The organism is Actinokineospora lacus, from assembly GCF_053813445.1.
Genome location: NZ_JBQERA010000013.1, coordinates 168,872 through 192,270 on the forward strand (window position 1 = coordinate 168,872; position 23,399 = coordinate 192,270).

Consider the following 23,399-nt stretch of genomic DNA (forward strand, 5'->3'; position numbering starts at 1 on the left):
ATGGCGATGATGCTCCCGGACGAGGTCCGGACACTGTTCCTGGTCCTCACCGGCGAGGAGTGGCCGGACGCGGACGAGGACAAGCTGCGCGCGTTGGCCCAGGAGTGGGACAGGGCCGCCGACGACCTCGAACACGTCCTTGCCCCCGCCTTGCGGCGGGCCGTCGAGGCCGTCACCGCCTCCGGGTTCGAGGGCGAGGCCGAACGGGCGTTCATCACCAGGATGAGCCCGTTCGTCCTCGGCCAGGGCAACCACATCGCCGCCTCCGCCGCCCAGTTCCGCCAGTTGGCGGCGTTCCTGCGCAACCTCGCGCTGGACGTCGAGTACGTCAAGCTCATCTCGGTCCTGACGCTGGTCACCCTGCTCGCCGAGATCGCCTGGGCGGTCGCCATGGCCTACTGGACCGCGGGCGGCTCCATGGCCTGGCTGGCGGCGCGGATCACCGTCGTCAGGACCATGCTCAAGACGATGCTGGGCAGGCTCGTGCTGAACGCCGCCGAGGCGGTCGTGTTCGGCGTGGCCTTCCAGGCGCTGATGGACGTGGTGACCCAGGGCATCCAGTTCGCCATGGGCACCCGCACCGAGTACGACACCGCCAAGCTCGTCGACGCGGTCGCCATCGGCGTCGTCGGCGGCGTCATCGCCCTGCCGGTGGGGGCGGCCGGGAAGCTGCTGGCCGTCGTGGGCGCTCGCGGTCTGGACACCCTGTGGGGCAAGGTCCTCGTCAACGGCCGCCCGCTGAACGACGTGCTCACCGACATGGTCGCCGACATGGGGGTCGGCGCGGCCCAGGAGGTGTTCGCCGAGGCGATCTGGACGGCCATCAAGACCGGGGAGTGGGAGTTCAAGTGGGCCTCGGCCACCTCGGGCGCCATCTCGACGCTGGCCGGGGCGATCGGGACCGAGCTGGGCAAGGCCCTGCTGGCCCACCAGCAGACCCAGATCGCCGGTCCCGGGGCGGGGCCCCAGCCGCAGGGCGGCACCGGCGATGGCCCCGGCGAGGGCGACAACCTGCCCCTGGACTCCGACGCGGACTGGGTTCCGCTGCTCACCCTGAACCCCGGCCGCGACGACGACACCGTCAGCGAAGCCCCGTCCTGGGACGACCGGTCCAGCTTCTTCTCCGATGTGGACGGTGACGGCCGCTCCGATGGCGGCTTCGACGGGTCCCCCGGCGACCGGGTCGTCTACGAGGACGGCTTCGACCCCTTCGCCCAGGACCCCGGCGAGTCCTGGGGGCCGGAGCCGCTCGTGCCCGTGCGCCTGGGCGGTGACCCGGCCCCCCAGCCGCTCGACCGCGCGGGCGGCGGGACCCCTCCCGCCGGGGAACCGCTCCGCCCGACGCCCCAGCCACTCGACCGTCCCGGCTCCGGCGACCAGCTTCCCGGCCTGACCCCGACCACCCCTGTCGGACAGGAGCAGGGACCCCGAAACCCGCTCGTCCAGGACCCGGTGGCGCACACCCCTGTCGGGCAGGAACCCGGCGGCCAGTCGCCGACCGGCGGGGACGTCCGCAGCCAGGACGGGTCCGGTGCCCCCGGGCAGGACCCCACCGGATCGGACCAGACCCGGCCGAGCCCGGTCGAGACGGGCCCGACCGCCACCGAGTCCGGCCTGACCGGCCAGAACCAGACCGTGCTCGACCAGACGGCACCGGATCAGCCTGTGCGCGACCAGACGGTGCGCGACCAGCCTGTGTCGGATCAGCCCGCGTCGGATCAGCCAGTGTCGGATCAGGTCGGGCAGGGCCGGGCCGGCCAGGATGAACCCGGGCAGGACCAGACGGGTCGCAACCCGGTCGGGGTGGAGCGGACCGGGCCGGAGCAGACCGGCGGCACGGCGCCCGAACGGACCGGGAACGGCCAGCCGTCGACCACCGGGAGCCCCGGGCAGGAGTCGTTCCAGGGCGACGGTCAGCCGTCGGGCAGTCCGGCGACGGTCACCCCGACTTCCGTGACGTCTGCTCAGGACAGTCGCTCGTGGACGGCAGGCAGGCTGAAGACCGAGGCGCAACAGGCACGCGCTGAGCTGGACACCGAGGGGCCGGGGACGCGCGAGCACCACGAGGCCCGCGTCGCGACCGCCATGATGTTCGCCTTCGACGTCCAGGCGATGGACACCGGACTGCGTGACGACGTCCGGTCGGTGCTGGCCGCCGCCGTCCGCAGGGACCCGTCGACCCCCGCGTCCACCCTGGCCCGGCGGATCGCCGCCGACCTCGGACAAACCCGCACCGAACACCTGACCCAGGCCACCACCCCGCACACGACCACCCCCGGAACAAGCGCGCCTCCGACCACCGTTCCCCGGACGCCCCCCACCGGGGCGGCCGCTCAGTCGACCGGCTCCACCACCGACTCCCGGACGATCGCGCCCCAGTCGGCCAGTCCCCAGCCTGCCGGCTCACGGACGACTGGGTCACCGGTGATCTCGTCGCCGGTCGACCCCGCTCCGGCGGCGGCCCGGTTCGACCTCGGCGGCATGTTCCGGCGGCGTGCCTTCGCCGCGGGAGCGGCGGGCACGCCCGCCGCCGCCGCTCCCGCGGCCCCGGCTCCCGCCCCGCCGTCGATCCCGTTGACCGTCCTGGCCCCGGGCGCCTCGCCTGCCGCGTCCGGCTCGACGCCCACCGCCCCTGTCGTCGACCTGGCAGGCGACCCCGACGTCCAGCGGGCGGCGAGCGACGCCGAGGCCGCCGCGGGCGACCGGGACGCCGCCGCCGCCGCGGAAGGCGGGGCCCGTTTCCGGGAGCGCCAGGCGGAGAGGGCCTTGGAGTCCGCCGAGAAGCACGTCCGCACGGCCGAGGGCGCGGTGCTGGGCACGACGACGGCCGCCGACGGCACCGAAGCCGCCCTGCAGGCCGCGGAGACCGCCCTCGCCGGGGCCGAGACCGCGCTGACCGACACCGAGGCCGCCTACACCCAGGCCGACAACGACGTGACGGCCGCCGAGGCCGCCGACCAGGCCGCCCGAGACGCGGTGACCGCCGCCGAGGCACACGCGGCCGCGGTCGTGGGCACCCCGGCGGAGCCGGCCGCGGTGGACGCCCTCGGCCCGCTGCGCGAGACGGCGGTCCAGACCGCGGCGGCGCTGACCGTCAGCCAGGACGGGCGCGCCCGCGCCGACACCGCCCGCGCCGACGCCCGCCTCACCCGCGCCGCGGCCCGCACGGCGCGAGACCAGGTCCGGGACCGGCTCGCGGTGGTCATGGCGTCGCGGAGCGCTGCCGAGGACGCCCTCCGACGCGCGCGGACCGCGCTGGCCGACGTCACCACCGCCGCTGGGCACGCCCGCACCGCCCGCGCCGAGGCCAAGACCGCCCTCGACGCGGCCAACACCGCCGCGCGCGAGGCCGACCAGGCGCTCGCCCGGACCAAGGCGGCGGTCGTGGACGCCGCCGCCAAGCGCCACCTCGCGGGCCTCGCGGCCACCACCGCCGCCGCGTCGGCCACCGCCCTGCTGAATCTGGAAAACACCATCCGGCGGCTGGACGGGGCGATCGACTCCGGCCGCGACCGCCTGCTGGGCATCGACGCCCGCCTCGGCGCGATCGGAACCCTGCTGTCGCCTGCGGGCGTGTCGACGTCGACCGCCCCGGCCCCCGACGCGACCCTCGCGGCCGAACGCGACGCGCTGCTCCGCGAACGTGTCACGGTGGAGAACCAACTGGGCGTCGACCGCGGTGACCGCACCACTGCCGTGGCCGGTCTCGCGCCCGCCACGGCGACCCGCGACACCGACGCGGCCGCCAAGACCGCTGCCGACCTCGACGCCGCCACCGCCGACGCCGAGGTCGCCTCGGCCACCGCCGCGGCGGGGACGGCCCGCGCGGACGCCGCCACCGCCCGCGCCGACGCCGACGCCGCGGGCGACCGCGCCCGGCACGCGGGCGAGGAGGCCGAGGAGCACGCCGAGACCGCGGCGGAGGCCGCCGAGCAGGGCGAGAACGAGCGGGCGCTGACCCTGCTCACCGCCCTCCCGGTCGGGGCGACGGTCCAGATCCGCGACATCGGCCCCCGCGCCGCGCTGGTCGACGCCGTCGCGGGCCTGGTCGACCCCGCCACCCCGCGCGCCGCCGTGGAGGAGGCGGTGGACAACCTGACCGCCGACGACTTGGCCGTCATCGCCAACCAGGGCCTGACCGTGCCGGTCACCACCCCGTCCGGCGTCGTGGAGGTCCTCCTCACCGGCGGCCTCCACCGGCCGGGCGACAGCCGCACCAAAGAGGCCGCGTCGGGCGCCCGCACGGCCGACCGCGGCGGCTTCACCGCCACGACGGTCCTCACCCGCATCCCGGCGGTCGAGGCGGAGTCCTCCAGCCTGCCGGTGCGGCTGCCGCTGTTCGCCGCCGCCGCGGTCGTCACCCCGGACGTGATCCTGCGGCCCTCCGCCTACGTCGGGGCGACCGCACGACGCGCCCAGGCCAGCGTCTCCTCGGCGATCGAGATCGACCTGGCCATCGCCGAGCACACCCAGGTCTCGACCCGTCTCACCGTCACCGCCGAGGTGGCGGGCCGCCCGCCCGCCACCTCGGACCTGGCTGTGGGCCTGCTCGTCCCGCAGACCCAGGCCACCGGGCCGCGGACGGCCGCGCTGCCCGCCGCGGGCCTGGTCGACCTGGACGTGGGCACGGTCCAGGTGCCGCGCGGCCTCACCGCCGTGGACAGCCTCACCGGCGACGACCGGGCCGCGCTCACCGCCTTGCTCGGCGCCAAGACGACGCTGCTGGCCCCGCCGGGCGGCCTGGCCAAGGGCACGAGGATCGGCGGACGCGAAGTGGTCGTCACCGACAACGGGGCCGCTCAGGTGACCTTGGTCGGCACCGCCACCTCCCGCATCGAGGGCACCGTCACCGAGCACGTCGGCACCTCGGCGGTCGACAAGGGCAGCGACGCCAACGCGGGCGCGGGCCTGTACGCGGGCCGGTCCCTGGCGCGCTTCGGCTTCTTCTTCGGTCTGTTCGTCGACTTCGCCAGCGGTCTGACCAGCGGGCACCGGCATCGGAAGGACCACGCGACCGAGCGCTTCGCCGCGCTCGCGGACGTGGTCTACCGGATCGAGCGCCCGATCAAGCTCGACGTGGAGGGCGGTGCGCACCCGCTGACCGGCACCCTGACGGCCCCGGTCACCGTGCCGCTGGAACTCGCCCGCTCGCTCGGCCTTCCACTGCCCCCGCACCTGGCCGTCGCGACCACCAGGACGCCGGGCAACGCCCCCTACCGGTTGGGCACCGACGAGGTGGTCTCCGTGCCCGGGGCCGACCGGATCGCCCGCCTGGTCGGGGAGAACCTGGGACTCGGCCAGGCGGGCCGGGACGCCGTCAAGGACGTGCTCACCGGCCCGGGGGCCAAGCGCGCCGCCTACGCGGCCTTCTACGGCGGCGAGCAGGCCATGTGGGTCGAGGACGGCCGCGTCCACACCGTCGACATCCACCTCCTGCCCCAGTCCCCGGCCGGCACCACGCCTTCGGGGCACGCCCTGCTCGCGGTGTCCGACCAGACCGCCACCCAGCCCAGGCGCTCGGCGCGGGGCACCCGCGCGCTTCGCGCGGGCGCGGGGTTCGAGGCCCGGCACACCGGGGCCGACGGCCCGGCGCCCGCCGCGCCCGCCACTGGTCCCGGCGAGGCGGGCGACGCGCAGGCCGTCAAGGGCGCGCCCACCGCATCCGGCTCCGGACCCCGGCTCCTGGGCGCGTTCGCCTGGGAGAACAACCGGACCACGACGGTGTCGACGAGCGGGCTCGACGGCCGCGGCACCGTCCACACCGGAGACAACCAGCGGTTCGACGCGGACGTGACCGTGGTGGCGGTCCACCGGACCACGACCGTGCCGAACTGGTTCCAGCGGGCGTTCCTCGGCGGCATGATGACCCTCGGCCCCAAGGCCGCCGACCGGCTCACCGGCCCGGCCCCCGCCGACGTCAGCCGGGTGGTGTCCGGCAGCGCGCCGCTCGCCCCGACCGCCGACCTGGCGACCTTTTCGGTGGACGCCGCCGTGCGGCTGGCCGTCCCCGCCGACAAGCTCGCCTGGGCGGACGCCGACATCCCGGCCAGCGGCATGGTCCCCGGCATACACCTGGGCACGCCGCCCGCCCTGCCCGACGGCGCCGTGCCGGTCGACCCGGCCCTGTTCGGCGACTTCGCCGCCGTCGAGCACGTGCGGATCACCCCGGACACCGTCGAGGGCGTGCACATCGCCCTCGCCAAGTCGGTGCACGCCGCCGACGTCGCGTCGGCGGACCCGTCAGCACCCGTCCGCAAGTCTCCCCGGGGCGCGGGGATGTGGCCGTCGTGGGGGCAGCGCGCCATCGAGCAGACCGCGGCCAACAGCGACGGCACCAGCTCCACGACCGTCTACCGCTACAAGATGTCCGACCTGAGCAAGGCGGACACCACGGCGGGCAAGACCGTCCGCGCGTTCGTCGGCGAGGCGGGCAGCCGCGGTGTCGCCGCGCTCGGGTTGAACGGGCAGCCGGGCATGACCGCGCCGATGCAGAGCTCGGGCAGGATCACCAGCCTGACCGGCGTCCTGGGCGCCACCGTCACGCTGTCGTCGCCACGCCTGGTCGATGTCCGCGCGGAGGGCACCCTCCAGCGCAACCAGGTCTCCAACCGGGCCGTCGCGGCGGGGCTGGGCAAGGGCAAGGGTGTCGACTTCGAGGGGAACCTCGACGTCATCCCCCGCCGCGTCTCCCCCTGGGGGACCCGGCTGCGCCTCACCGCGGGCGCGGGCAAGCGGCGCACGAAGACCACCACCGCGCAGTGGGGGGCGGGCAGCAAGCAGGAGTACGAGTACGAGGGCCCGACCGCTTGGGTCGCGGTCGACGCCCGCTACACCTACGAGGCCGACATGGCCATCCGCAACGCGGTGCGCACCAAGGGGTTCGACGCGCTCCCGGTGGTGGTGGACGTGCCCGACGGCCTGCTGGTCGAGATGCCGGTCGCCAACGCCGTCGACCTGTTCACCTCCCTCGGCAAGCCGGTCCCCGGCGAGCTGACCGAGGCGCTGGCCAGCCAGGCCGCCGCCGCGGACCCGCCGGTCGTGCCCGCGCTGACCCTGCTGACCGGCGGCTACAACTCCTACAGCAGCACCACCGTCATCCACTCCGAGCTCGACGGAACCGCGCCGCTGACCGACGTCGCCACCCGCCTCGAGGGGCTCGGGGTCAAGGGCGACTGGCAGCGGGAGGTGCTGACGCAGGTCAAGCAGCTGCTCTCCACCCCCTACGGGCACGTGCAGCTGCGCGACGCGCTCGCCGGGGACGAGGCACTGCTCTCGGTGCCCGACAGCGGGCTCCGGTACGAGGACGTGGTGGAGGTCCGGGTCACCGCGGTCCCCCGCGCCGGAGGGACCCCGCCCGCCTTGCCCGCGAGCGCGCTGCCCCCGGACACGCAGGCGACGACCGCGTTCGCGAACGTGTCCCACCACCGCGAGAAGGGCACGACGAGCCAGTTCCGCGCGGGCTTCCAGACCGATGTGATGAGCAGCGACTCCACCGGGACCCCGCCGCCCGCGGCACAGGACGCGACCGGCTCCCCGTCGGGCGCCGAGCAGTCGGCGGGCCAGCCCCCCGGCGACGCGTCCGCGGACAAGCGCGGCGGGGGCGCGCTGACCGGCTTCCTCGGCTGGCTGCCGGGATTGGCCAAGGTGGTCGGCAGGATCGTCACGGACCCCACCAGCGGCGGCGTCAAGCCCAGCCAGAAGCTCAAGATCGACAAACTGGGCCGGGAACCCCGCGCGGTCGAGTACCACCTCGAGATCGCCCGCTACCGCCGGTCCACACCCGGGGCCGACGCCGCCACCGCCTCGGTCATCCGGCTGTGGGACGCCGACCGCACGGGCGCCCCGGTCCGCCTCGCGGGCACCGTCCACCTGGTCGCCCCGGACGCCTCGGTGTCCCCGCCGCTGTCGGCCCCCGCGCACCCCCCGGTGACCGACGTCGTCGCGACCCGCCCGCCGCGGTCGGCGGTCCTGGCCCCGGACGCGGCGTGGCACGTCGAGTCGATGGGCGCCACCACCGCCAAGGCCGTGCGCGCCGCCGCTCTGACCGCGCTGTCCGACGCCCCGGTCGTCACCGGACGGGTGGACACCGCCGCGGTGGACAACGCCGCCCGCCGCCCGTCCGAGCACACCCGCCGCGGCGGCGTCGGCGCGACGGCCCTGCACACCATCACCGCGGGCAGCTCCCTGCACGACGGTGCCTACACCCTGTTCACCGGCGACGACTACCAGATCGACGGCATCGTCAGCCGCAAGCACGCCACCTACGACTCCCTCTTCGACATCGCGGTCTCCGCCGACTTCCGGCCCGGGTCCTTCACCCTGCTCGCGCCCAGCCCGGAAAACCTCGCCGACCCGGACTCCGACCCCGAGATCGAGCTCGAACGCGAGATCGAGGACTTCCGCCTGCACGGCGAGACCAGGACGGACACCACCGTCCTCTCCGGCCAGGTCCCGGGTGTCCTGGGCGGCACCGCTGGCGGGTCCTCCCTACCCGCCCCCGCCATGGTCGGCGGCGCGCCCTCCGGGGCGGCCGAAGCGGGCACCACCCAGACCACCGCGACCGCGGGCCTGCACGCCACCAGTGAAGCCCTGGGGCAGAAGGGCCGCTCGTACCTGTTCACCGTGGACGCCGACATCTACGTCCGGACCCGCAAACACCACTCCAACTGGATCGCCCACACCGCCAGCAGGGTCAAGGACAAGCTGCCCGGCCGCAACCGGGGGGCCAAGTCCGTCACCCGGGTCCGCTCCACCGGCGACATCACCGTCCGGGTGTGGGAGGCCGACGCCCTGCGCGAGGGCCTGCTGACCGTGGGCGAGATCTGGTGGCACCGTGCCAGGACTCCCGGCGGCGGCCTGAGCACGGCGTCCACCCCCGACGGCGCGGTCATCTACGACCCCGCCACCGGCGTGCCCGCCACCCCGCCGACCGTCCCCGTCGACGCCGACGCCCGGGGCCGGACGCTCCACATCGGACCCGGAGTGCCGCTGGCCGAGGTCGTGGACTTCGTCGCGGGACTGCCCGGGGGAATGCGCCCGTCGGACTACGTCGTCGACCCCGGCCTGCCGTTCACCCCGGCGGACGTGGCCGCCGCCGTGGGCGCGGTGGGCGTCCCCGGGCGCGCGCCGCTGACCTGGACCCAGGCCAACCTGCGCGCCTACGCCGACGTCGCCGAGTCCGCGCTGGACGCCCTCTCCCCGGACGCGCGGAACACGGCGATGTCCGCCGCCGACGCCGCCGCCCGCACCGCCTTCGACCCCGCCGCTTTGGCCGCCTCCCCGGCCCGCGACGACATCCGCGCCGCCCTCGCCGACGACGCCCACCGCAACGGCGCCCGCGGCGCGGAGGACCTGGCCGCCAGGATCGCCGCCGACCTGGGCCTGGCCCCGCCCCCCGCGCCCGCCTTCACCAGCCCGATGGTCGAGCCGCCCGCCATCGTCGTGCACCCCCCGGGCAGCGACGCGGACCAGTCCTCTGTGTACTCCGACGACGAGACCTCCGTGCACCGGCAGGACCCCGAGTCGGACCTCTCGGACGACGAGTACACCGTGTACCGGGAGGAGCCCGACTCGTCCCCGGACCTCTCCGACGACGACGCCGATTCGTCGTCGGACTGGTCGGACTCCTCCGAGGGCGACTCCGACCACTTCGGGTTGGAAGCGCTCCTCGACCGCGGGGACGGGCAGACCGCGGAAACGCTCGTCGTCCACGACGACTCCGACAGCGACTCCGACGATTCCGACAGTGACTCCGACGGCGTTGCGCCGACGCGCCCGGTCCGAGCGGAGCCCGCCCCCGCCGACCCCGGGTTCGACTTCGGTTTCGACACCCCGTCGCCCGCCCCGGTGGGGCCCGTCGAGCCAATCGCGACCGTGCCCGGGATCGGCGAGGCGGTCACCACCGACCCCGGGGACGACGACTCGGATTCGGTGTACTCCGACGACTCGGACTCGGTGTGGTCGCGGCACGCCGACCTGCCCGAGGGCAACCAGCTGTCCCTTGAGGACGTGCTGACCGACGGGCTCGTCGTCGAGCCCGCCTGGTCGGACACCGGCAGCCTCCACTCCGAACACGCGCCCGCTGAGCCCGCGCCCGCCGAGCGCACCGCCTCGGACCACGCGCCCGCGGACCACGCCGGGTCCGACGCGGCTCCCGCCCCGGTCGAGGGCGACGCCGACCGGCAGAAGGTGCTGACGGCGCTGCGGGAATTCGCCTCGGGCACCGACGAGGTCGGGGTGTCGGTCATCGTCGCCCCGACCGCGGACGGTCCCCGCGCGCTCGTCCGACTGCACCGGGCGGGCCAGCTCGACCTGGTGTTGGAGCACACCGACGGGCACGGGGTGACCGCGGTGGACGGCCTCACCCTCGGCAGGCTGCTGCGGGCGCACCAGACCTTCGGGCCGTTCCCCCTCGACCCCGCGGCGGTCGGCCGGGGCCACCGGGTCGTGGTGGAGCAGGTCGCGGGCCGCGACAGCGCGGGGTTCGCCGCGGACTTCATGGCGGCCGTCCAGCCCGGCGACTCCTGGATGGTCCACCACGACCGGCACCTGCCGTCGGAGCACGTCTTCCCGGCCCCCCGCGGCGGGGCGTCGCCGGAGGTGGCCGAGTTCACCGCCCGGCTGTTCGAGACCCTCACCCTCGACCACCGGGCGGGCGGCGCGCCCGCCACCGTCCGGGTGAACGACCAGGCGGTCGCGGAGGCGGTGCGGACCGGACTGCGCCACCAGCACACCCGCGCGGTGTTCCACGGCGCGGGCGCGGCCACGCTGCCCGACCCCGACCGGGTCGTGGTCGAGGGCCCGTCCGGACGGGACACCCGGTCCCGGATGCTGCGCAGGCTCGGGTTCCCGGTCGTGGAACCGGCCGTCCGGGTCGGCGTCCACCGCCCCTGGAACCCGGCACGGCTCCGGCACACCGCGCACGAGGCCGCCCTCCTGCTGGCCGCGGAGCCCGCTCCTGTCGTGGACGCGGCGGAGCGACAGGCGACGTCGATCATCGAGAGCGTGTTCGACCTGCACCGCCTGAGGAGTTCGGGCCTCGGGCCGGACATCCACTCCGTCATCGCCGAGCACGTCGTGTCCCGCCAGGGCTACGAGGCGGCGCGGGCCGAGGCCGCGAGGATCGCCGCCGACATCGCCGCCGCCGCGCCCCGCGTCGCACGCCGCGACGACCTCGGCCCGCTCCCGCGGCGCGACGACCTCTCGGAGAACGCTGGCGAGTCCACAGAAGACACGGTGGTGTACCGGGAAGACGCCGATACCGAATCACTCCGTTCCGAGATCGGGTACCCGTCCTCGGAGGAGGGGTCGGACAACGGCGGCGAGACCGTCCAGTACGCCGAGGACGGCGGGTCGTCGGTGTACTCCGACGAGGACGGGGTGTCGGAGGATTCCGGCTCGCACTACGCCCCCTCGGACGTCGCCGGTGTCAACGGGCTGTCGCTGGAGGACGTGGCCGCTGAGGGGCTCGTTGTCGAGCCCGCCTGGTCGGACGCGGCCTCGGAGGTCTCCGACGCCGCGGACGAGGGGGGCAACCCCGGGTTCGACTTTGGGTTCGACTTCGGGTTCGACACACCGTCCGTCCCGGTCGTCGCCGATGCGCGGGCGACCGTTGCGGGGATCGGCGAGGCGGTCACGGTCGCCGACGGGCAGCAGGACGTCCTCGACGCACTCCTCGCCTTCACCACCCCGGAGGCCGGTCCGGTCGAGCTCTCGGTCCTGGTCGTCCTGGAGCCCGTCCCCGCGGCCGGGTCCAGCGTCCCCGGCCCGCGCGCCCTGCTCCGCCTGCACCGCGCGAACCAGTTCGACCTGGTCTTCGAACTCGCCGAGGGGGCACCCGGGAGGGCGGCGCTGACCGCGCTGGACGGCCTCGCCCTGCACGGGCTGACCGACGCCTACGAGGTGTCCGGTCCGTTCACAGTCGACGCGGACATGCTCCGGCGGGCGCACCAGGTCGGCGTCCAGAACATCGACAGCGACTACCGCCCCGCCCGCGACGGCGTCCGCTTCGCCGCGGACTTCCTCGCAGCCGCCGGAGCCTTCTCCCAGGGGCAGACCCCTGCCCGATCTGTCCACAGTGATCTCGACGCTCCGATCACCGGCGAATTCCCCGTGTCCGACGGCCGACTGTCACCGCGGACGTCCTCGCGCCTGCGGGACTTCGCGGGCAACCTGTTCAGCACTCTCGCCCACGCCCACCGGTCAGGCGAGACACCCGGTCCTGTCCGTGTCACCGGCCAGTCGGAGGCGGACACCACCGCGGTCGCCGAGGCGCTGCGCGTCGAACTGCGCAACCAGCACACCCGTGCGCTGCTCCAGGGAGCCGACCCGTCCTCGCTGCCCGACCCGGACGCCGTCCTGATCGACACCTCGTCGGCGCGCAGCGGCACCGGTTCCCGCGTGCTGCGCAGACTGGGCCTGACCGGGAGCCCCGAACCGGTCCTGGTCGAGACGCGCCGCTCGTGGACCCCGGAACGGATCGCCCGCGCCGCTGAGGAATCCGGCCTTTTGTTGTCGACAGAACCGTCTCATGTGGTCGAGGAGACCGAACAGGCGGCGATGTCGATCATCCTGAACACCTTCACCAGCAGGGGCATCCGCGGCAGCGGCCTCGGCCCGGACATCCACTCCGTCGTCACGGGCATCCTGCACCGCCACGGCCCGGGCCGCGCCCACACCGCGGCCGAGGAGATCGCCACCGCGCTCGACATCGCCCTGCTCCCCGCGGGAGGGGGACACGGAACCTTCCGTCCGGGCCGCGTGATGCGCAGCGACGACCTCGGTCCGTCCGCGGAGGACGTCACGTTCTACCAGGAAGACACCGACACCGATTCGGTCTACTCCCAGTCCGAGTACGCGTTCGCGGAGGACGACGACGGCGCCGCCGACGCGGTCCGCTATGTCGACGACGCCTCGTCGGTGTATTCCGAGGGTGGCGTCTCCGACGACTCCGGCTCGCACTACGCGCCCTCGGATGTGCCGGGGATCAACGAGCTGTCGCTGGAGGGCCTGGCGGCGGACGACCTCGTGGTCGGACCCGCCTGGTCCGACACGGACAGCACGCGGTCAAGCGAACCGGAGCCCGATGACGTCTTCTCCGAGTCGGGTGTGGACGCTTTGCTGGCGGACTTCGCCCCCGAGTCGACCCTTGCCGAGACGGGTGGCGAGCCGGGCCTCGCGGTGCCGGAGTCGCCGACCGACCCCGAGCACCTCGGGTTCGACTTCGGGTTCGACACCCTGGTCGACGCGCCGTCCACCCCGGTGGCTCCCTCGGTGGCTCCCGCTGAGGAGACCTTGGCGGTCCCGGAGGGCGTCGACGCCGACCAGCGGGCCGTCCTGGACGAGCTGCTCGCTTTCGCCGCGCCCGGCTTCACCGAGTTCACGAAGGTCGAGGTCGTGGTCCTGGTCGTGCCGACGCCCGCGACCGACGCGGTGCGCGGGGCGGTCAAGGCGACCGGGACCTCGGCGTTCGTCGGGCTGAAGCGCCTGGGCATGCCCGACCTCGTGTTCGGGTTGGCCGCCGGGCCGGGCGGCACGGGCAGGCTCGCCAAAGTGGACGGTGTGCTGCTCAGCGACCCACCCGCCGTCTTCCGCAAGTACGCCACCTACGAGGTCCGGCCGGACAAGGTCAAGGCCGGTTTCCAGGTCGGCGTCGACACCCTGGGCAGCCCTTACCGCTCCAGCCGGGACGGGTTCCGGTTCGTCGCGGACTTCGTGACCGGGATCGGCGCCATGCCCGACCCGGGCGCGGACGCCTGGATGGCGGAGGTCACCGAACCGCATATGCCCAAGGTCGGCATGCTGAGGGAGAACACGTTCCCCGTCTTCGACGGGCAGCCCTCGCTCTACGTTTCCGCCACGCTTCGCCGCTTCGCCGGGGAGCTCTTCGAGGCGCTCACCCGCGAACACCGGGCCGACGGCGTCCGCTCGACCGTCGTCGTCACCGGCTACAGCAACGCCAAGGGCGACAAAGCGGTGGAGGACTCGGCCCGCCGCGCGGACGTCGTCGCCGACGCGGTGCGTGTCGAACTGCGCAACCAGCACGACCGCGCGCTCCTGCTCGGCGCGGACCCGGCCACCCTGGCCGACCCGGACGGCGTCGTGATCCGGACGGTCCCCGGCGGCCGCTCCGACACCCCGGCCACGATCGGCCTGAGCGCCCCGGACCGCCGCGAGTCGGTCCTGGTCGAGGTGGCCCGGCCGTGGACCGCGGACCGCGTTCGGCAGGCGGCGCGGGACGCCCGCCTCCTGATGCGGCGTGCCGCCGAGGCGCGACTCACTGACGTCCACCGGGCTGCCCATGAGATCGTGCTCAACGCCTTCAGCGCCCGCGGCCTGGCCACCGCGGGCCTCGGCCCGGACGTGCACGCCGTCGTCGCCGAGTCCGTCTACCGGCACGGTCCGGAGCGCGCCCGCTCGGTGGCCCGTGAGATCGCCGACGCGCTGGGGATGAATCTGCGCACCCCGGCCGAACTGGTGGGCATCTCCTCGGCGGCCCCGCCCACCCGCGCTCCACGCGTCTTCCGCGGCCCGATGCCGCGCCTCGACTTCGGACCCCGCCCGGTGGCGGACACCCGGAACACCTCCGTCGACGTCGAGCACCGGTCCGCCGCCACGGTCGGGGACACGCCCGTCCGCTCCACCGCGGACGCGAGTCGCGCAGGCGCCGCGCTGGACGCGGCCATGAACAACCGCAGAGCTGACATCCAGCGCATGCGCGACGACCTCGCCGCGGACGGGGAGACAGCGGTCCGCGGCACCCGCGCCCGCCTGATCGCCGTCCGCGACCACCTCCTGGTCATGGGGGAGGGGGTCACCGCTGCCCTCGCCGCGGACCTGGCGACCGCCCTCGGCCGACCCGTCGTCGCCCTCGTCATCGGCCCCGACGCCCACGAACCCCGGCGAATCCGGTTCCAGCCCGACGGCAAGCTGCTGAGCGAGGTGAACGCCGAGATCCGCCGCGGGTGAACCCGGCACGGCAGGCGGGCCGTGCCTCGGGGAGGACCCGGAAAGGGGGACCCGGTGAACGACACGACCACACCACGAGGAGCCCGGCCCGCCTTGACAGCGGACCCCACCCGCCACGAACCCGCCCACCCGCCGCCCACCATCCCGAGAACCCGGCTACCCGGCCTCATCCCGAGAACCCTCACCCCGAGAACCCCCACCCCCACCGGCGACCCGGACGCCCGCGTGCCGACTCGCGGTGAGGAGTCCCGGCCGCCTGCCGGCGCCGGGGGGATCGAGGTGCCCGCGGACACCGCGGATACCCGGGTGCCGTTCGATGGCGGGGAGTCCCAGTCGCCCACTGACACCGCGGAAGCCCCGGCATGGACCGGCGACGGGCAGACGCTGGTGCGACGGGTGGGGCCCGTTCTGGTGGTGGGTGCGGTGGATGAGGAGACCATCCGCGTCCTTGCCGGTGCCGGGGAGGTCCGGCCGTCGGCAGGCGGTCCGGGTCGACCGCCTGCCTGCGACCTGGATCGGCTGTCGCCCGGTGACGAAGCTCGGCTGCCCGCTGGTGGCGGGGAGATCCCGGTGCTGGTCGGCGGCTCGGCCGCGGTGGCGTTGGCCGCTGTGGACCCGTGGTTGGTCGCCGACCTCGCCGACGTCGTCGACGGGCCGTTGCTGCTGGTGGCTGACGGGATGGGCGCGGTCGGGGCGGACGGGTCCGTGCCGCCCGCCTGTCTGCTGGCCGACCGGCTCGGGGTGGCGGTCACCGCAGCCGACGGCGCGCCTCGGCTTCTGCGGGACGGCACGGTCGTGGTCGACGGCAGTTGGGTGTCCTTCCTGCCCGGCGGGGAATACCGCCGCGGCGGGCAGCGGCGGCCGGAGCCGTGGTGGGAGGCGGGCCTGCCCGCCCACCCGCACACCGAGTCCGTCCCCGCCGGGCTCTGGCTCCGCCACCCCGACGCCCCCGCCCGACCGGACGACCCCCTCCACGACCTCCCGCCCGACCCCGAACACCTCCTCGTCGTCCTGGGGCACCCCGACGACCCGCCGCCCGGACCCGCCGCGGCGGCGGCCCTCCTGTCCGCCCTCCCCGGCGACATCCGCGCCGCCGCGATCCTGGTCGACCACGGTCGCACCGGCCTGCCGCGCGTCCTCGCCGACACCCTCCGCGCACCCTTGCGCGTCCGCCACTCCCTCCACGCAGGGCCCTGGCCGCCCTTCGCGGTGGAAAGCCTCTACCGTCCCGACACCCCGTCCACCCCGCTCCTCTGGACCGCCCCGGCCCAACTCCCCCCGAGCGGCCGGCCCGGGACCTACCGGTTGACCGAGGACTGGGTGGTCGACGTAATCCCGCGCGGCCTCCTGGCCCGCCCGGAAACCCTGATCCCCGACCCGCGGTGGGACACCCCAGCGGGTCCCACCGCCGACCTGGTCCTCGTCGCCACCACCGACGTCCCGCCCACCGTGGTCGATGCGCTGACGGCGTTGACCGAGAACCTCCCACCTGAGACCAAAGCCGTTCTGCGCATCCTCCCGACCAGTCCGACGGCGCTCGCGGCCGCCCGACGACTGTCCGTGGGCGACGTCGTCACCCCACCCCCGGCCCCCATCCCGGCCGCCTCCGGCCAGGCGCGCGTGGTGGTCACCCCGTCGGGCCGCGTGCTGCCCGCCGCGCCCCCGCTCCCGCCCTCGACTCTGGCCGTCGTCAACGCCACCCGCGCCCTCCACCCGCCCGGACCCCCCTCGGCCGACCCCCTGTTCGGCGAGGAACGCTTCGCGTCCACTTGGGACAGGACCCGTATCACCCGCCACCCCCTCAGCACCTCCCCGCCTCCGCGCGCGGCCGAACCCGCCACCCCGTCTCACGAAAACCCCGGCGAAGCGACATCCCACGTTCCCACGGTCGCGATCACCCGTGTCCCCCTGACCACCACACCCCCCTCACCGCACCCGACTCCCTCGCCTTCCTCGGCCCCGCCCCCACTTCCGGCCCCGCCGCCATCCCCACTCCCGAGCCCAGCCCTGCACAGTGCCGCCGCCCGCGCGCAAGCGGCCCCGCCGCCCGCTGCTTCGCCCGCCCCTGAACCGCTCACCCGGTCCGTCCCCCAGTCCGCTTCCCCCATGCCCGCCCTGATCACGTCGGAGCTGGTCGGGACACAGGCCCAGCGGGAGCGGTTCGCGCCGGTCGCGGTGCGGACGCCGGGTTCCGGGAGGGCCCTGCACAGCGTCGCGCTGCCTGCCACGGGGTCGACAACCGCGCTTCCCACGACCGGACCGGTCGCCGCCGCACCCGTGGGCGGCCCTCCCGCCGCGATCCCCGCGGCCGAGCCCGCCGGGCCCGTGCTGTCCGCGGCGCGGCCGGAGGTGCCCGTGGACGCGCGCAGCACACCGGAGGACCGGCGGCGGGTGCGGGCCGCGCTCGGCGCCCGGTTCGACGCCGCGTCGCGGGTCGTGGCCGGGTTGCTGGCCGAGCGCCCCGGGTTGCGGGGCGGTGGCGGGGACCAGGCCGCGCTTCTCACCGAACTCACTGTCGCGAGGGTGTTCGCCGCCGACCCGGAGGACGAGTACGACACGGTCTTCCACACCTGTCTGGCGGCCGGTCTGCGCAGGCTGCCCACTCTGCGCGGCGTGGTGGCGCGGCGGCTCCCCGCGACACGGTGTGTCGTGGGCGAGACGGTGTCGTTGCCCTTGCCCGTGATGGTGGACGCCACCGCGCCGGACGGGCCCGCCGCCCTCATCTGGACCACCAGCGCCCGCCGCGTCGACGGGCTGGTGGCCGGGGCCGGGGTCGCCGTCCTGCCCGCCCACACCCGTCTGCGGGTGCTGGCCGTCGAGCCGGGGCTGGTGCTGGCCGCCGAGTCGTCAGCGCCTGCCGAGACCGCCCTGGACCGGCTTCGCCAGGTCTGCCCACCGCGTGTCACCGAGGCCGCCGACAGCGTCGCGCCCTGGTGGGAGCCGGTGGGGGCATGAGGGTGAACCCCGGGCCCGGCGCGGCCCGTGTGGGCGGTGAGAGCGCCGCATCCGTGACCGGAGGGACCGCGATGACCGACCCGCACACCACCCTGCTGGCCCTGGCGGGCGCCGTCCCCGACGGCTGGCTGGCCGTCGCCAGGGCCGCGCTCGCCGCGGACGATGCCGACACCTTGTCGCGGCTGTTCGACGCCCTCGCGGTCGTCGCCCAGCCGGGGGAGGACCGCGCGCCGGAGGGGCGGTTCGGCCCCGGGCCCGACGGGCACACCCCAGCCGACCGGGCCGCGGCCGCCGCGGTGGCCGACCTCCCCGTCACCGCGTGCTGGCGGGCCGTTCGTGACGGCGCGGACGCCGTCTACCTGGTCCAGACCGCCCCGGACGCCGACCTGCCCGCCGTCGCCGCGACCGTGCAGCGGGCGCTGGCCGGGGCGGGGGAGGCCTCGCCCCGGGTCGAGGTGTTCGGGCCGGGCACGCCCCTGCCCGGCTACCACGAGGCCGCGCTCGCCGCCGCCGCGCTGCTGTGGACGGCGGCCCCGGTCGTCCCGGTCCGGGTGGCGCGCACCTTCGACGGCGCGACCCCGGAAGGCGGGCCGTACTTCTCCCCGACCCGCGAACTGGTCGTCGACGTGGAGGAGCGGCAGCGGCTGCTGGACTTCCTCGGCGGCGGCGAGGTCGTCGCGCCCCTGCCCGGCGTCCTGCCCGACCTGCTCTCCGCCTCCGGCGGCCCGGTGCCCGCCGACCTGCGCTCCGACGGCTCCTGGGTGTGGTCCGACGCCGCGGGCTACTACCTCGACCGGCACCTCGTGCGGCCCGACGACGCCCTGGCCGAGCACGCCGCGCGCGCCGCCGGGCCCGCCCCGCTCACCCACCTGGACCGCCACCGCGTCCGCGCGGCGCTGGTCCCCGACCGCGAGGAGGGCCCGCTGTGGCTGGCCGGATGACCGCGCTGCGCTCGGTGCTGGGCGTCTCGCCCACCGAGCCCGACTGCTTCCGCACCATCGGCGACGCCGTCGCCGCCGCGGCCGACGGGGACGTGATCGCCGTGCGGCCCGGCGTGTACGCCGAGTCGGTCGTGCTGGACCGGGAGGTCACCCTGTCCGGCGCCGGGGCGGCGGGCGAGGTCCGGGTGGAGGCCGCGGGCGCACCCGTGCTGCGGCTGGCCGCGGAGCACGCCGTGGTGTCCGGCATCGTCTTCGTCCACCGCGGCGGCGAGAAGGCCGTCGAGGTGCGGGGCGGGACGCTGCGGGTCGAGGAGTGCGCGGTGCGGGCCGACTCGCAGGTGGCCGTGGTGGTTCGCGGCGGCGGCGACCTGCGGGCCCGGCAGACCCGGGTGGCGAACCCCGGCGGGGCCGGTGTGCTCGTGTTCGAGGACGGGCGCGCGGAGCTGGAGGGCTGCGAGCTGGTCGGCGTGGCCACCACCGCCCTGGTCGCCAGGGACCGCGCCGCGCCGCGCCTGGTCGACTGCCGGGTCGCCGAGGCACAGAGCGCGGTCCTGATCGCCGACGGCGCGGACGGAACGCTCACCGGGTGCCGCGTCGATGGCGTGTCCGGCACCGCTGTCGTCCTGGAGAACGGCAGCAGCATCACGCTGGAGCACACCGTGCTGTCCGATGTGGACGGTGCGGCGGTGTTGGCCGCGGGCGGGTCGCGCCCGGTGTTGCTGGACTGCCGGATCGAGCGCACCGCGGCCCAGGCCGTGGTGCTCGTCCAAGGCGCCGTCGCCCGGATCGAACGGACCCGGATCGAGGATTCCGGCGGGCACGCCGTGCACGTGCTGGAGGACTCCTCGGCGGAGTTGGCCGACTGCGAGATCTCCGGGGCCGGTCACGACGCCGTCCTCGCGGCGGGCGCGTCGGTCACCCTGACCCGCTGCGACCTGCGCGGCGGGGCGGGTGGGGGCGTGGTCGCCGAGGACAGGGCGTCGGCGCGGGTGGCCGAGTCCCGGGTGACCGGCGCCGCTGGCGCCGGGCTGACCGCCCGCGGCGGGGCGCGGCTGACCGTCGAGGGGACCACGGTGCGCGAGTGCGCCGCGGGTGCGGTGTGGGAGACCGGCGCTACCGGCGGGATCACCGGCAGCGAGGTCGCCGACAACCTCGGCGACGGCGTCGCGTCCACCTCGGCCGAATCCGTCGAGGTGCGCGACTGCCGAGTGGAACGCAACCGGGGACGCGACCTCAACCTTCCCGGTGGCGGTCCGGGCGCTCTGGTGCCCATTCGGGAACCGGAGAAGCAAGCGCCCGCGGAAGCGGAGTCCCACCCCGCTGTCAACCGCCCCTCGGACGCCACTTTGGACGCCCTGCTGGCGGATCTGGCCGCCCTCACCGGTCTGGGGGGCGTCAAACGCGAGGTGGAGACCCTGGTGCGGCTGCACCAGATGGCCGAGCGCCGCGCCGCCGCCGGACTGCCCTCGCCGCCGCTGGGCAGGCACCTGGTGTTCGCGGGCTCCCCGGGCACTGGCAAGACCACGGTCGCCCGGCTCTACGGCCGCATCCTGGCCGCCCTCGGCGTGCTCCGCACCGGGCAGTTGGTCGAGGTCGCCCGCGCCGACCTCGTCGCCTCCGTCATCGGCGGCACGGCACTCAAGACCACCGAGCGGTTCGAGGCCGCCCTCGGCGGCGTCCTGTTCCTCGACGAGGCCTACACCCTCGCCCAAGGCGGCGGCGGCAACGGCCCGGACTTCGGCCGCGAGGCCATCGACACCCTGGTCAAGCTGATGGAGGACCACCGCGACGACGTCGTGGTCATCGTCGCGGGCTACACCAACGACATGCGCGCGTTCCTGGCCGCCAACCCCGGCCTGTCGTCGCGCTTCTCCCGCACGATCGAGTTCACCGACTACTCCTCGGCGGAACTGGTGACCATTGTGGAGGGTCTGTGCGCCGGCCACCAGTACCGCCTGGAATTCGAGACCCGTGACGCCCTGCACACCTACTTCACCGAACTCCCGCGCGACGCCGCCTTCGGCAACGGCCGCACCGCGCGCAAGGTGTTCGAGGAGATGATCGGCCGCCAGGCGTACCGGCTGGCCGAGGTCGCCCGGGTCGACCAAGTGGCGTTGACCCAGCTGCTGCCCGAGGACCTCGGCCCGCTGCCGGGGTCCTCGGTCGGGGCGGGGGCAGGCCGGGTGGACGAGGAACGCGTCGAGGAGCTGATGGACCGGCTGCGCGCGCTGGTGGGACTCGACGACGTCAAGACCGAGGTCGCCGCCATGGTGGACCTGCTGGCCTCCGCCCGCCAGCGGCAGGCGGCCGGACTGCCGGTGCCGTCGCTGAGCAGGCATCTGATCTTCGCGGGGCCGCCGGGCACCGGCAAGACGACCGTCGCCCGGCTGTACGGCTCGCTGCTCACCGCCCTCGGCGTGCTGGCCCAGGGCCAGGTCACCGAGGTCAGCCGGGCCGACTTGGTGGGGGAGTACGTCGGGCACACCGCCCGGCGCACCACCGAGGCGTTCGACCGCGCCCGCGGCGGCGTGCTGTTCATCGACGAGGCCTACACGCTGTCCAGTTCCGGCGGCAGCGGCCACGACTTCGGCCGCGAGGCCATCGACACCCTGGTGAAGCTGATGGAGGACCACCGCGACGAGGTCGTGGTGATCGCCGCGGGCTACGAGCGCGAGATGGACGGCTTCCTGGCCGCCAACCCGGGCCTGTCGTCGCGCTTCTCCCACCGCGTCCACTTCGCCGACTACACCACCGACCAGCTGGTCACCATCGTCAGCCAGCACGCCACCACCGCGGGCTACGAGTGCAGCGGTCCGACGGTCGCGGCCCTGCGCAGCCACTTCGCCTCGGCCGTGCGCGGGGAGTCCTTCGGCAACGGCCGCTACGCCCGCCAGGTCCTGGACGCCGCCGTCACCGCCCACGCCCGCCGCACCCGCTCGATCGCCGCGCCGACGGTCACCGACCTGTGCCTGCTCCTCCCGGAGGACGTCGTCCCCCTGCGGCGGTGACACGGAAGCGGTGAACCCGCCGGGGAGCCGGGGCCGTGGTGGTTGTAGAGACAGAGGAACAGCCTGACAGGAGACGGACATGGCCACCACCACCACCACCCGCGCGAAGTCGGACACCATCCCGGGCTCGGAGCGCCTGCACGCCCTCCTCGCCGACGTCGACCGCTACGCGGGCGTCCTCGGCTGGCCCGTCACCACCGCGGGCGAGGCCGTCTTCCTGGACCTCGGCTCCGGCGTCGAGGCCGTCGCCGTCCCCCTCCCGCTGGCCGGGGCCGTCCGCCTGCGGGTGCTGTGCGCCGGTCGCGGCTGCCCGGTCCTGGTCCTCGGCGGCCAGGCGGTCTTCCTCTTCAGCACCGGTGAGGACTCCGTCTCCGCCGAGCTGCCCTCCTGGGCGACGCACCTGCGCGCCCCGGCCCTGCTGCCGCTGCCGTCCGCGTCCCCCGGCGCCGCGACCGGCCACTGGCTGCACGCCCCCACCCGCCTCGACCGGCAGCTGCCGCCGCGGTCGGCGGTGTTCGAGGCCGTCGCCCCCCTGGCCTGACCCGTCCGCACCGCCGAGGTGGCCTCAGGGTGTGGCCGCCATGTCGGTGATGACATCGCCGAGGTCGCGAGGAACGGCCGGGGTGATGAAGAGGTCGCGCAACAGGAGGTCGGGCATGGCCGACGCGGTCAGGCCCGGTTCCCGGCCGGTGAGGCGGTGGGTCGCCGAGGCCAGCGTCAGGAGGGTCCAGACCAGCGGCGCGGGCAGGTGCCGCACCCGGCGCGGGTTTCCCGTCGCCGCCGCTATCTGCGCCAGCAGGGCCTTCCAAGTGAGATTGGCCTCCGCCAAGGCGATGTCGGTGCCCGCCGGGTCCTGGAGGTGGCGGAGGGTCTGCTCGGCGACGTGGGTCGCCGTGACGCCCGCGGTGCCGCCCTTCGGGGCGAACAAGGGCGCCGAGGACCGGGCGTAGTCGATGAGGCCGGGCGACCAGATCGGCAGGTGGTTCCCGACGCGCCCGAAGACGAACGGCAGGTCGAGGACCGTGACCGGCAGGTCGGGACCGGCCGCGGCGCGGGCCCGTACGGCCTGTTCCTCGCGGCTGCGGACGTACGGGTGCCGGTCGGCGAGGCGCAGCTCCGGCATCTGCCGGTGGAAGTGCGTGAAGTAGGAGCCGAGGACGACCGCGGCGGAGACGCCCTCGGCGCGGGCGGCACCCATCAGGGCGACCACCGACGCCACGTTGCCCTGGTGGTAGCGCCGGTAGGACGGGCGGCGGGGCGGTTTGCCGCTGTCGTCGTAACCCGCGGCGAACACGACGCCGTCGTGGCCTGTGAGCAGGGGGCGCCAGGTCTGCGCCGAGACCGCCGACGCGTCCACGGTGTGGTCGACGCCTGGCCGGGCGGTGCGGGCGACGGCGGTCACGGTGTGCCCGTATTCGCGCAAGTGGGCCACAATGTGCCTACCGATGAACCCGCTGGCCCCCACGACGAGAACTCTCATGTCCCCCCATCCTCAGTGGACGCTTTTGAAAGACGCGGTCCGGCTGAG

Annotated in this window: 6 protein-coding genes; 5 read left to right on the plus strand and 1 reads right to left on the minus strand. The window is 75.2% G+C overall.

The genetic code is table 11. The features are described from left to right. From ACTG9Q_RS27615 to ACTG9Q_RS27635, 5 genes are all read left to right on the plus strand, one after another. Entirely contained in the window at positions 1-14,967 is a 14,967-nt protein-coding gene (locus tag ACTG9Q_RS27615) for a WXG100-like domain-containing protein (RefSeq protein WP_455575839.1), read from the plus strand. A 93-nt stretch (positions 14,968-15,060) separates the two neighbouring features. Then, complete coding sequence (locus tag ACTG9Q_RS27620; protein WP_455575840.1) at positions 15,061-17,922, plus strand: hypothetical protein; 2,862 nt, start codon at positions 15,061-15,063, stop codon at positions 17,920-17,922. 71 nt (positions 17,923-17,993) lie between these two features. After that, positions 17,994-18,863 carry a hypothetical protein gene (locus ACTG9Q_RS27625; protein ID WP_455575841.1) on the plus strand — a complete coding sequence of 290 codons (870 nt, stop codon included), beginning with the start codon at positions 17,994-17,996 and terminating at the stop codon, positions 18,861-18,863. Then, positions 18,848-21,871 carry an AAA family ATPase gene (locus ACTG9Q_RS27630; protein ID WP_455575842.1) on the plus strand — a complete coding sequence of 1,008 codons (3,024 nt, stop codon included), beginning with the start codon at positions 18,848-18,850 and terminating at the stop codon, positions 21,869-21,871. Before ACTG9Q_RS27625 ends, ACTG9Q_RS27630 begins: the two co-directional genes overlap by 16 nt. 79 nt (positions 21,872-21,950) lie before the next feature. Next, the gene (locus ACTG9Q_RS27635) at positions 21,951-22,412 is read left to right on the plus strand and encodes a hypothetical protein (protein ID WP_455575843.1); all 462 of its coding nucleotides are present in this window, start codon (positions 21,951-21,953) and stop codon (positions 22,410-22,412) included. A gap of 24 nt (positions 22,413-22,436) precedes the next feature. Here the strand turns inward: ACTG9Q_RS27635 and ACTG9Q_RS27640 are convergent, their stop codons facing one another. Next, a complete protein-coding gene (locus ACTG9Q_RS27640; protein WP_455575844.1) occupies positions 22,437-23,351 on the minus strand; it encodes an NAD-dependent epimerase/dehydratase family protein in 915 nt (304 codons plus the stop codon). Positions 23,352-23,399: the final 48 nt, after the last annotated feature.